The sequence below is a fragment of the Erwinia sp. V90_4 genome, from assembly GCF_029967685.1.
Taxonomy (GTDB): domain Bacteria; phylum Pseudomonadota; class Gammaproteobacteria; order Enterobacterales; family Enterobacteriaceae; genus Erwinia; species Erwinia aphidicola.
Map to the genome: position 1 here is coordinate 69,682 of NZ_JASCAQ010000041.1, position 10,939 is coordinate 80,620.

Genomic DNA, 10,939 nt, shown 5'->3' on the forward strand with positions numbered 1-10,939 from the left:
GTCGCCCCCTACGGGGGGGAACACGCTGCGGTATCGGTATCGGTGCGTTTCACCGCATCGAGCGTGGCGGCATCGCGCTCAATGCCGGTCAGCTCGCTCAGCACGCCGTCACGCATCTCAAGCAGGCGGTCGGCATGCAGGAAGTAGTGGTCATCATGGCTGATGGCAAACACCGTTTTCCCCATCTCCTTTAACCACGGCAGCAGCTCGCGATAGAAGATGCGGCGGAAGTGCGGGTCCTGATCCGCCGCCCATTCGTCCAGCAGCAGAATGTCGCGCTGTTCGGCGGTTGCCAGCAGCAGCGCCAGGCGCTTAGTCTGCCCCTTCGACAGCTTGAGGTTCAGCACCCGGTTGCCTTCCAGCTTGATCTTGTCCTGCATCTTCAGGCGTTCCAGCCAGCTCTGCACCAGCGCCGGATCGATCGCCTTACCCTGGTCATCAATCAGGCGATCAAACAGATGCACGTCGGTAAACACCGCCGAGAACATGCGGCGGTAGCTGTCCATCGCCGCGCTATCAATCACCTTGCCATCCAGCAGGATCTCACCGGAAACCGGCTGATACAGCCCGGTCAGCAGCATCGCCAGCGTTGACTTACCGCTGCCGTTGCCGCCAATCAGGAACACCAGCTCGCCGCGCTTCAGCGTCATGTTCACCGGGCCAACGGCAAAACCGTGGTCGCCGTAGTGGAACATCAGATTGCGCAGCTCCAGCGTCTGCCAGCTTTTTGCCGCCGGCAGCTGCGGGAACTCCGCCTGATACGGCGCCAGATTAAACCTGTTCAGCTTGTCAAATGCCACCTGCGCGGTGAGTAACGTCGGCAGCGCGCCGACTGCTGACAGCATGGGCGTGCGCAGGAACAGCAGCGTCAGAGAGTAGGTTGCCGCCACGGCGGTATCGGCCCAGCCCAGGCTGTTGGCGAGGTAAAACGCCAGCCCGATGGCGCCGAGCATCATAATATTCGACCAGTTCACCGCGCTGAGGTGATAGGTATCGGCACGCACGATGTGATGACGGTAGGTTTTGGCATCCACGCTGTAGACCTCGTCGAAGATCTGCTGCGCGCGCTGGCGGTTGAGCGCCAGCTCTTTACGCCCTTCAATTATGGTCTGGAAGTCAGCGTACAGGTTATCTTCGGTATCACGCAGGATTGCCATATGGCGGTAAACCCGCGCCACCAGCAGCCAGCCGCCGATGATGGTGATCGCCACCCAGACGGCCGTCACCACCAGCATTTTCGGCGACAGCCAGGCCAGGTAGGCCGCAGAGCCGACGGTCAGGATAATTCCCTGGATTAACTCCGGCAGGCGCACAAAGGCGATAGTAATATTGCGCACGTCGCTGGTCAGCCCGGCCAGCAGCTGTGCGCTGCCGATCTGCTCAATGCGCTCTACGCGGGTGTCGAGGATGCGCTTGATAAACTCGCCGCGCAGGCGGTAGACAAAGTGGTGGCCGAGCAGCGTCAGCGCCAGCTGCGAGCCAAGCGTTACCGCCATCAGCAGCAGCAGCAGGCCGAGAAACTGTGGCAGCACCATCAGCGAGGAATTTAAGGTGACGATCAGCTCGCGGTTAATAAACGCGATCAGCCCGATCCCCAGCGCGGCGCTGAGCAGGCTGAGCACAATCACCAGAATAAACGGCCAGCGGTACTGCTTGTAAACGACGTGAAGCAACTCCATGAATACATCCCGGCAGGTAAAAAAGCAGCTTGCAGTTTAATGAGAAGCAAGACGATATCAATAACAATTCTCATTCGGGAGAGTGCCGCGGGGGAAATTAGCGGGCGCGGCGGAAGGTGAGATTAAAGCGGAACGCCCCGGCCAGCGGATGAATGCCCGGCTTAAGCGGCAAAATGCCGTGATAGCGCAGGCGCGACGGACCGCCCCACACCACCACATCGCCATGCTCCAGCAGCACGCGCTGGCAGCCATCACCGCGTTCGAAGCCGCCGAACAGAAATATCGCCGGTAACCCCAGCGAGACAGAAATAATCGGCTGGCGCAGGTCGCGCTCGTCTTTATCCTGATGCAGCGTCAGTTTCGCCCCCGGCTGGTAGCGGTTGAGCAGGCAGGCATCGGGATTGAAGCCGTTAAACCCCGCCTCGCGCGCGCATGTTACCGCCAGCTGGCGAAACAGCGGCGGCATCGCGGGCCAGCGCTGCCCGCTCAGGTTATCCTGCTCGCTGTACTGATAGCCGCGTGAATCGGTGGTCCAGCCGGAATCACCGCAGTTGGTCATCGCCACCGACATGCGGTGGCCGCCGGGCGTGATGCGGTGACGAAACGGATTCTCTGCCGCGACCTGCTCCACCAGCGTCATCAGTTCTTCTGAACGTGCGCGGGCGCGACGGCGCAGGATCACCGCCCCTTCTGCCAGCGGCTCCTGCCACGGGCTATCTTCGGCAAACAGATCGAGCATCGGCTCTCCTTAATCAGTGCGTGGAGGACGGGGTAAGAAAGGCAGCAAACTGCGGCGACATCCAGCTCTCAAAGCGATCCCCCTGCTTGTAGATCAGATATACCGCCAGTTTATCACGCAGCGCCAGCGCTTTCGCGCGCTCGGTACCCAGCACCATCAGCCCGGTATCCCAGCCATCGGCCTCCAGCGCGGTTGTGGCGATCACCGTGGCAGAAACCAGCTTGTGCTGAATCGGCTGCCCGGTTGCCGGGTCAATGACGTGCGAGATGCGCTTACCGTCCAGTTCATAATAGTTGCGATAGCTGCCGGAGGTGCTGATGCCGTGGCCCTGTAAATCGACAATTGCCTGCACCGCATTCTCTTTATCGGTCGGTTTCTGGATCGCCACCTGCCAGGCATTGCCCTGCGCGTTTTTCCCGCGCGTCAGCACTGCCCCGCCGACCGATACCAGATAGTTGTTGATCCCTTCCCGCTCCATCAGGCGCGCCAGGTGATCGGTGGCGAAGCCTTCGCCGACGGTAGAGAGATCAACATACAGCCCTGGCAGATCTTTTTGCAGCCAGGCCTGCCCGGCGCGGTTGATCACCTGCAAGTGCTGCAGGCCAGTCAGCGCGCGTGCGGCGGCGATCTGCTGCGCGTCCGGCGTTTTCACCGGCTGCTTATCCGGCCCGAAGCCCCACAAATTCACCAGCGGCCCGACGGTGATATCCATCGCGCCCTGCGTCTGCTGGCCAATGCGCAGCGACAGCGTGACGATATCCGCCATATTGTTGCTCACCGGCTGCGGGTCAGTACCGCGATACTGATTAAACCGCGACAGCACCGAGTCATTTTTCCAGGTCGACAGCTCATGGTCGTCGTTGTCCAGCTGCTGCTGCACCGCTGTTTGCAGCGCCGCGCGCCGATCCGCTGCCACTCCGGCCAGGCTAACTCTCCAGAATGTTCCCATAGTGCGCCCTTCGAGTACCATACCATCAGGACCTTTCGATGGCTGAGGCGCGTCACAGGCTGCCAGCAAGCAAACCACCATAAAACTTAAAAAACACCGCCAATTACTCTTCATATTTGCCTGTAATCTTAATTAAAAACTGGTCCGATCCGGGTTATCGCGCAGGAAAAACTCAGATTCGAGACCTTGATCTTGCGGCGTGCTCTCACCAGGATAGTGGCTGAACAGGGCCGATCCCCGCCCCCTTTTTTCACCCTTAACAGGAGAGCCATAATGATCTATTTCGCGCTTCTCATGATTTCCACCGCACTGATTATCTTTGCGGGCTATAAGCATTACAAGCAGACACACACCCGCCAGCTGCATCGCCCGCGCTATCGCTGATGCTAACCCGGCTCCCCTGTTGGCCAGGGGAGTTGCCCTTGCGGCACTCTCTTCGTGCGCGCTGCACCGTATTAGCGCAGCTATTCTGCCCTGCCACACCTTAATCCCGCCTCAATCGCCCCCGCTTAGCTGGCACGTTTTCTGCAAGCATGACTGGAGACAGAAAATGTTTTCTGCTGACCGCGAGGGATACGACAATGCGCAACAAAAATTCGGTTAAAGAGAACCAGGCACGTCGTCGCCTGCTGCGTTTTTCGCTGTTTACGCTCGGTGGGATGGGGCTGGAAGGCAGTTACCTGCCAACGAAAGATCAGAGTAGTGAGAAGAAAGCGGGCGTGATTGCCGCGTAGACAGGTTGATATTGAACAGGGGCGACCGGAAAAAAAGGTCGCCCCGATGGGCCGTTCGGAAAAGACGATCGGCCCCTACAGTCGGGCCGACCCTTTTGATCAGAACTGGTAAACCAGGCCCACTGCCACCACGTCGTCGGTGTTGATACCGGCGGCTTCGGTGAAGTCGTTGCTGTCCATCAGGTTGATCTGGTAATCAACATAGGTAGACATATTTTTGTTGAAGTAGTAGGTGGCGCCCACGTCGATGTACTGCTTCAGGTTCTGGGTGCCCCAGTTCTGAATGTCGGTACCGCGTGAGGTCACGTATGCCAGAGATGGGCGCAGGCCGAAGTCGAACTGGTACTGAGCAACCAGCTCCCAGTTTTCTGCTTTATCCGCAAAGCCGTAGGCGGCTGGGTTGTCGGTGCTGCCGAAACGGGTGGCGTTGTACGATTTGGTGTACATCGCGGCCAGGTAGATATTGTTGGCATCATATTTCAGACCACCGGTGTAAGCCTCAGCTTTGTCACCGTTACCCAGCAGCGCTGCGCTGTTCTGAGTGTTGGTACGGTCGGAGGAGAACATGGCCGCACCGGCGCTGAAGCCCTGACCGAAGTCATAGGTGGCAGACAGACCGTAGCCATCACCGTTCTGCGCGGTGGCGCTGCGGTTGCCGGCGACTTCTGCATCGCTGTCGTTTTTGCCCTGGTACTGTACGGCGACGTTCAGGCCGTCAACCAGACCAAAGAAGTTGTTGTTACGGTAGGTCGCCATGCCGTTACCGCGCTGGAACATAAAGTTGTCCGCGCCGTAGGTATCGCCACCGAACTCTGGCAGCACGTCGGTCCATGCGCCGATGTCATAGGCTACGCCATAGTTACGACCATAATCGAAAGAGCCAGCATCACCAAATTTCACACCAGCAAAGCCAACACGCGTGTAGCTGTTTGCCGTACCCTGAGATTCTGCGGTGTTCAGCGCAGCCTGGTACTCCCACTGGCCGTAACCGGTCAGCTGGTCTGAAATCTGAGTTTCGCCCTTGAAGCCAAAGCGCAGGTAAGACTGGTCGCCATCGGTGCCGGAGTCGTCAGAGAAATAGTGCAGGCCGTCAACTTTACCGAAAAGGTCCAGTTTGTTGCCGTCTTTGTTATAAATTTCTGCTGCACCAGCCGATGCTGCAACCAGCAATGCCGGGACCATCAGGGAAAGAACGCGAAGTTTCATTTTATTACCCTCTCGATTATAAGTCTTATTTGCCACTGCGTGCTGAATATGGATATGAGCACGAAGTGTCATGTTAAGCCGAGGTGAGTAATAATCTATCAGGAAAATGATACTGAATTTCCGAAAGTGTTTCATTTAAGGTAAAAATATTACAAAATGTAATTTAAGCGGAACTTTTATACAGCACAAATAGATAAAAATTATGGCATCTAAAGACAAGAAAATAAGATAAGTCCATAATTACATCAACTTAACTGGAAACCTATCCTTGCGCACTGAATGATAAAAATTTTCACCCATGTGGATGTATTATTACCCCGCTATCATCATTTTATTTCAGTATTACCTTCATTCACCCCGAATGAGTTGCCACATTTAGTATTCCCGCCGGGCTTAGTTCCCGGCATTTTTTTGCCTTTTTTTCACCCAGTGTCAAAAAATGTCAATAACGGTAAAGTTAACCACGGCAACAAAATACGTCCCCGCTTTGCCGGGAATTTACGCCAGATAACTGAAAAATATCCGGCGTGCTCCTCTCTAAATTGCCAATCAATTAAGCGCCGAAAATAACTGCCCCTTTCAGTAAGCCTGGCCGTAATATCTAACGCTCACGCAGCGACTCTTTGACTTTATTCAGCGGCTTAATCAGGTAATCCATGACGGATTTCTGGCCCGTTTTAATTTCTACATTAGCCACCATGCCCGGCACGATAGGGAATTTGCGCCCTGCTTTATTGGTCAACTCGGCTTTGTCGGTGCGCACATAGACGCGGTAATAGTACTGATCGCGTTTGACCTCATCCTGTAAGGTATCCGGCGACACGGTTTCCACCTCGCCGTGCAGGTCGCCATAGATCGAAGAGTCATAGGCGGTCACCTTCACCGTGGCGGGTAGCCCGGGGCGGATATAGGCGATATCACGCGGGTTAATGCGCGTTTCAATCAGCAGCTGATCCTCTAACGGCACAATCTCCATCAGCTTGCCGCCAGGCTGCAGTACGCCGCCTACGGTGGTGACCTGGATATCCTTCACGATACCGCGCACCGGCGAATAGATTGTGGCGCGGGTGAGCTGATCCTCTTTACCGGTCATCACCTGCAGCTGAGCGTCGAGGTCGGCGTTATTTTTTACCTGCTCTTCACGGGCGCGTACCGCGTAGTCATTGCGCGCCTCGTCAATTTTACCCTGCAGCTCAGTGACCTGACGCCGCAGGCGGATCACCTCTACCTGACCGGCTGCACCTTTTGCCACCAGCGGTTCAGTCATGCGCAGCTCGTCCTGCACCAGCTTTTTCGACTGTTGCAGGTTGCTAACGGTTTCCGTCAGGTTCTGGCGCCGTGACTGATAGAGCTGGGTCTCACGCGCCACCAGGTCCGGCTCTTTCAGGGTGGCTGCACTGAACTGCAGCGGTGCGCCGGTCAGCTCCGCGCGCAGGCGCTCTGCCGAGGCGCGCAGGGTGGTCGCTTTGGAGGCCGCCTCGCCGAAGTTCGACTGGAAGCGGGTCGGGTCGAGCTTTGCCAGCACCTGCCCCTTCTCCACGATGTTACCCTCGTGCACGTTTAGCTCATCGACGATGCCGCCGTCGAGGCTTTCGATCACCTGCGCACGGCTGAGCGGGGTGACCTTGCCGGTACCGACGGTAACTTCGTCAAGAATGGCGAAGTGCGCCCAGACAATAAAGAGCACCAGCGCAGCGGTACAGATCCAGATAATGGCGGAGGTGCGCCGTTCATTTTTTTTCAGGCTGCGGTCGATCAATACCAGGCTCATGCGGCATCTCCCCGGGCGGGCGTGGCGGCCGGCGGGGTGCTGGCAGCAGTGGCACGCTTAAGAATCTCATCTTTCGGGCCGTCGGCGATGACCCGCCCGTTGTCCATCACGATAATGCGATCGACCATTTTCAGCAGCGCCGGGCGGTGGGTGACCAGCACCAGCGTGCGTCCGCTCAGCCAGCCCTGCATCTGCTTAATCACATGCTCTTCCAGCTGTTCATCCATTGAAGCGGTCGGCTCATCCATCAGTACCACCTGCGGCTGGCGCAGGATCATACGGCTCAGCATCACCATCTGCCGCTGCCCGCCGGACAGCCCGCGCCCGCCCTCATTAATAATGCGGTCGAGGCTGGCGGCATCCTGCTGGATCAGGCTCAGCGCCCCGCTGACGCGTAGCGCCTGCAGCATATCCTGCTCGCTGGCGTGGGGATTCCCCAGCATCAGGTTCTGGCGCAGCGTGCCGAAGAACAGGCGTGAATCCTGCGACAGCCAGCCGAGCTGACGACGCAGATCCACCGGGTCAATACGGCGCAGATCAACGCCATCGACGATCACTTTGCCCTGGCTGGCCAGTGCCTGGCCGGCCAGCAGCTTGAGCAGCGTCGATTTTCCGGCACCGACGCGGCCAAGAATGGCGATGCGCTCCCCCGGTTTAATCTGCAGCTGATTGATGGTCAGCACGTTTTTCGGGTTCTCTTCCTCATAGCTGTACTGCACGCCGCGCAGATCGTAGTGCCCGGTCAGCGTTGGGCAGTGCGCCATTTCGCCCTCCTCCGGCTGGTCGAGCGGCTTTTTCAGCAGTTCGTCCAGACCGTTCATCGCGCTTTTTGCATGCTGCCAGCGCGAGAACACCATCGTCAGCTGCATCAGCGGCGCAATGGTACGTGAGGAGAGCATGCTGCTGGCGACCAGGGTACCGGTGGTAATTGCGCCATCGAGCACCAGATAGACGCCGAATACCAGCATGCTGGCATAGGTCAGCTGCTGCACGCTGGAGGCCCAGCCGGTGAGCCGGGCGCCCCACAGTCGCTGCTGCATGCCGATGGCGGCGCTCACTTCATGCGTCTGCTCCCACTGGCGCTGGAAGTACGGCTCCGCCTGCAGCGATTTAATATCCTCAATCCCTTCAATGGTCTCCACCAGGATCGCATTGCGCAGCGCCCCTTCGCGCAGCCCCTCTTTTGCCAGTTTCGCCATCGGGATCTGGATCAGCAGGCCAGGAATGACGATCAGCGGGATCGCCAGCAGCGGCACAATCACCAGCGGGCCGCCGATAAACGCCATGATAAACAGGAACAGGATGACAAACGGCATATCCGCTGCCGCCCCGACGGTGGTGGAGGTCAACAGCTCGCGCACCTGGTCTATCTCACGCAGCTGGGAGATAAACGAACCGGTGGATTTGGGCCTGGCCTCGTTGCGGATGTTCATCGCCCTGGCAAACAGCATGGAGGAGACTTTCAGGTCGATGCGCTTCCCCATCAGATCGGAAACCTGGGTACGCATCAGGCGGATGAGATATTCAATCACCGCCGCGATCAGTACGCCGCCGAACAGCACCCACAGCGTCGATTCGGACTGTGCGGGGATCACCCGGTCATAGATCTGCATCGAGAACAGGATCCCGGCCAGCGCCAGCACGTTGCCAACAATCGAGGCCAGCGAGATCTCACCAATTCGGCGCCCCATTCCTTTGAAGTTGTGCCAGAACCAGTGCTCTTTATACGGCTGAACAAATTCATCGATGCGCGCATCGCGCCCGCGCGCCGCCACGCCAACGATGCCAACCTCCTGCTGGCTCTGGGCCAGCAGCAGCGCCAGCTCGCTTTCGCGTACCACGTCGCCGCCGTCGCTCAGCCAGTAGCGGGCGTTACCTTCGCCGTCGATGGCTTCCAGCACCACCACGCTGCCGTTCTCCATGATCAGCACCACCGGCGTGACCTCCTGTCGCCAGCGGATCTTATCGCGCGGGGTCATGGTGAGATGCAGACCGAGCAGCCCGGCCAGGCGCTCCAGCTGCTGAGGCGGGCTGAGGTGTTCGAACCAGCGCATCTGCTGACGCAGGGTTTTTCCATCGGCCGGCTTACCGAAGCGCGCCGCCACGCGCAGCATGGCATCGATCCAGTTTTCGGTGGTTGCGGTTTGTTTCGTCATAGAACTGCCTTATCTGGTTGTCATGCACACGGCCGCTTTACAGCGACGGCAGCGTTTGCCCACTGTTTGCTTCACGATCGATGCCTAAAATATCCAGCAGATTGTCGACGGCGGCAGCGTAGCGGACCGTGGCATCCCAGCCGTCGTACAGCGCCGTCAGGCGGCCGCTGTCGGCCTGAAAGACATCCTGCTCCACGCTGAGCAGGTCATTCAGGCTGCGTTTGTTCAGTTTGTACTCATCGGCGTAGACCGAACGCGTATGATCCGCGCTGTCCAGCTGCATCTCACCCGCCTGCTGGCGCTGCTGCGCGCCGATCATGTCGGCGTAGGCAGTGGAGGCATTCTGGTTGATTTGCAGCTTTGACTGCTGGATGGCGGCTTCGGCGGCTTCGCGGTCGCCCTCGGCGGCGCGGGTTTTGGCATTAACCAGCCCGCCCTGATAGAGCGGCGCTTCGACCTGCAGTTGCAGCTCGTCGTCCCAGTAAGAGCGGCTCTGGTTTTCATAGCGGGTACGCCCCGCCTGCACTTTGATGGTCGGCCAGTGGTTGGAGGAGGCCTGGCGCACGCGCTCCATCGCCGCTTCCTGCTTGGCCTGCGCGCTGCGCACCGCAGCGCTTTTCTCATAGGCAATCTTATCCAGCGTTACCTGCTGGTTAAGCAGTGCCTGCGGCAGTTCCGGCAGATTGTCGGACATCACTCCGGTCAGCACCGTCAGCTGCGCGCGCGCCGAGCGCTCCTGCGCACGATACTGCTCCATGCTGGCGTTCATCCCGGCGATGCGCGTTGAGGCCTGCAATACGTCGGACTGCGAGCTAAGCCCGGCGTCGGCGCGCAGTTTCGCCATGTCGCGCACCCGCTCCAGAGAGCGAATGTTGGCGCGCGCGGCCTCCACCAGCGCCTGGTAGCGCTTGACCGACAGATAGGCTTGCAGCGTGTCCTGCGCCACGGTGGTCATGGTGTCGTACAGGGCATATTGATAGGCTTCAGAGAGCTTGTGCTGTTCATCAATCGCCCCGCCGGTGCGGCCAAAGTCATACAGCAGCTGGCTGAGGGTGATGCCGCCAGAAGCGCTGTTGTTCAGGCTGCCTGCGGAGTCGGTCTGCTGCGAGCGCCCACCGCTGGCCGCCAGCGAGATTTGCGGATACCACGCGCTTTTCGCCGCATCGAGATCGGCGTCACCAACACGGATTTGTGCGGCAGCTTCAGAAATTTTCGGGTTGCGGGCAAAAGCGCGCAGGATGGCATCGCGCAGGGTCAGGGTAGCAATCTGTTCTTCGGTCGGTGCCGCGCGCCAGTTAAATGCCGCGACCGGCTGCTGTTGCGCGGCCAGCGCCGTCTGACTACTCAGGCAGGTGGCAAGAATAATAACCGCGCCACGGGCGGAATTAGCCATTGATCTCTCCTTAATACCCCGGAAAAATGAAAAAACGCCCGCGGAAAAACACAAGCTGTACTGTTTCTTCCCACGTATCACGTTGGCCAGCATCACAACCATGATGCCAGGCTTTACCCGGTGTGCTTAAGGATTACCATGTAATCCGTAACAAGAATAAATTGGCTCAGCGCCAAAAAAATGCAAAGAATTTTCATGCCGTTATCAATACCGGCGTCATTGAGTGCCAGTTTCTATACTGGGTTGACTGGCGCCACAACGACCAACAGCGGCCGAAGCCGCTGCTGGTCATTATTTTTACCAACCCATCAC

General features: G+C 58.4%; 8 protein-coding genes. 1 reads left to right on the forward strand and 7 read right to left on the reverse strand.

The genetic code is table 11. From position 1 onward, the window contains the following. Positions 1-8: 8 nt before the first annotated feature. From QLG07_RS08075 to apbE, 3 genes are all read right to left on the reverse strand, one after another. Positions 9-1,679 carry a multidrug ABC transporter permease/ATP-binding protein gene (locus QLG07_RS08075; RefSeq protein WP_282468961.1) on the reverse strand — a complete coding sequence of 557 codons (1,671 nt, stop codon included), beginning with the start codon at positions 1,677-1,679 and terminating at the stop codon, positions 9-11. A 97-nt stretch (positions 1,680-1,776) separates the two neighbouring features. Then, positions 1,777-2,418, reverse strand: a complete 642-nt coding sequence (gene alkB, locus QLG07_RS08080) for a DNA oxidative demethylase AlkB (RefSeq protein ID WP_282468962.1) — start codon at positions 2,416-2,418, stop codon at positions 1,777-1,779. 13 nt (positions 2,419-2,431) lie between these two features. Further along, entirely contained in the window at positions 2,432-3,481 is a 1,050-nt protein-coding gene (gene apbE, locus QLG07_RS08085; protein WP_048915481.1) for an FAD:protein FMN transferase ApbE, read from the reverse strand. 467 nt (positions 3,482-3,948) lie between these two features. On the opposite strand from apbE, the gene QLG07_RS08090 reads away from it, so the two are divergent. Then, on the forward strand, positions 3,949-4,101 hold the full coding sequence (locus QLG07_RS08090) for a hypothetical protein (RefSeq protein ID WP_166643170.1): 153 nt from the start codon (positions 3,949-3,951) through the stop codon (positions 4,099-4,101). A gap of 99 nt (positions 4,102-4,200) precedes the next feature. Here QLG07_RS08090 and ompC read toward each other — a convergent pair whose 3' ends face one another. The 4 genes from ompC to QLG07_RS08110 form a co-directional block, all read right to left on the reverse strand. Continuing rightward, positions 4,201-5,307 carry a porin OmpC gene (gene ompC, locus QLG07_RS08095; protein WP_282468963.1) on the reverse strand — a complete coding sequence of 369 codons (1,107 nt, stop codon included), beginning with the start codon at positions 5,305-5,307 and terminating at the stop codon, positions 4,201-4,203. Positions 5,308-5,908: 601 nt separating this feature from the next. After that, on the reverse strand, positions 5,909-7,078 hold the full coding sequence (locus QLG07_RS08100) for an HlyD family efflux transporter periplasmic adaptor subunit (RefSeq protein ID WP_062818159.1): 1,170 nt from the start codon (positions 7,076-7,078) through the stop codon (positions 5,909-5,911). Then, a complete protein-coding gene (locus tag QLG07_RS08105; protein ID WP_282468964.1) occupies positions 7,075-9,234 on the reverse strand; it encodes a type I secretion system permease/ATPase in 2,160 nt (719 codons plus the stop codon). The genes QLG07_RS08100 and QLG07_RS08105 overlap by 4 nt, the downstream gene beginning before the upstream one ends. 37 nt (positions 9,235-9,271) lie before the next feature. Next, a complete protein-coding gene (locus tag QLG07_RS08110) occupies positions 9,272-10,627 on the reverse strand; it encodes a TolC family outer membrane protein (protein WP_099754253.1) in 1,356 nt (451 codons plus the stop codon). Between the last annotated feature and the right edge of the window lie 312 nt (positions 10,628-10,939).

Excerpts from the sequence above, each read along its gene's own strand:
- QLG07_RS08075 (WP_282468961.1), bottom strand. The coding sequence starts at position 1,679 with ATGGAGTTGCTTCACGTCGTTTACAAGCAGTACCGCTGGCCGTTTATT.
- alkB (WP_282468962.1), bottom strand. The coding sequence starts at position 2,418 with ATGCTCGATCTGTTTGCCGAAGATAGCCCGTGGCAGGAGCCGCTGGCA.
- apbE (WP_048915481.1), bottom strand. The coding sequence starts at position 3,481 with ATGAAGAGTAATTGGCGGTGTTTTTTAAGTTTTATGGTGGTTTGCTTG.
- QLG07_RS08090 (WP_166643170.1), top strand. The coding sequence starts at position 3,949 with ATGCGCAACAAAAATTCGGTTAAAGAGAACCAGGCACGTCGTCGCCTG.
- ompC (WP_282468963.1), bottom strand. The coding sequence starts at position 5,307 with ATGAAACTTCGCGTTCTTTCCCTGATGGTCCCGGCATTGCTGGTTGCA.
- QLG07_RS08100 (WP_062818159.1), bottom strand. The coding sequence starts at position 7,078 with ATGAGCCTGGTATTGATCGACCGCAGCCTGAAAAAAAATGAACGGCGC.
- QLG07_RS08105 (WP_282468964.1), bottom strand. The coding sequence starts at position 9,234 with ATGACGAAACAAACCGCAACCACCGAAAACTGGATCGATGCCATGCTG.
- QLG07_RS08110 (WP_099754253.1), bottom strand. The coding sequence starts at position 10,627 with ATGGCTAATTCCGCCCGTGGCGCGGTTATTATTCTTGCCACCTGCCTG.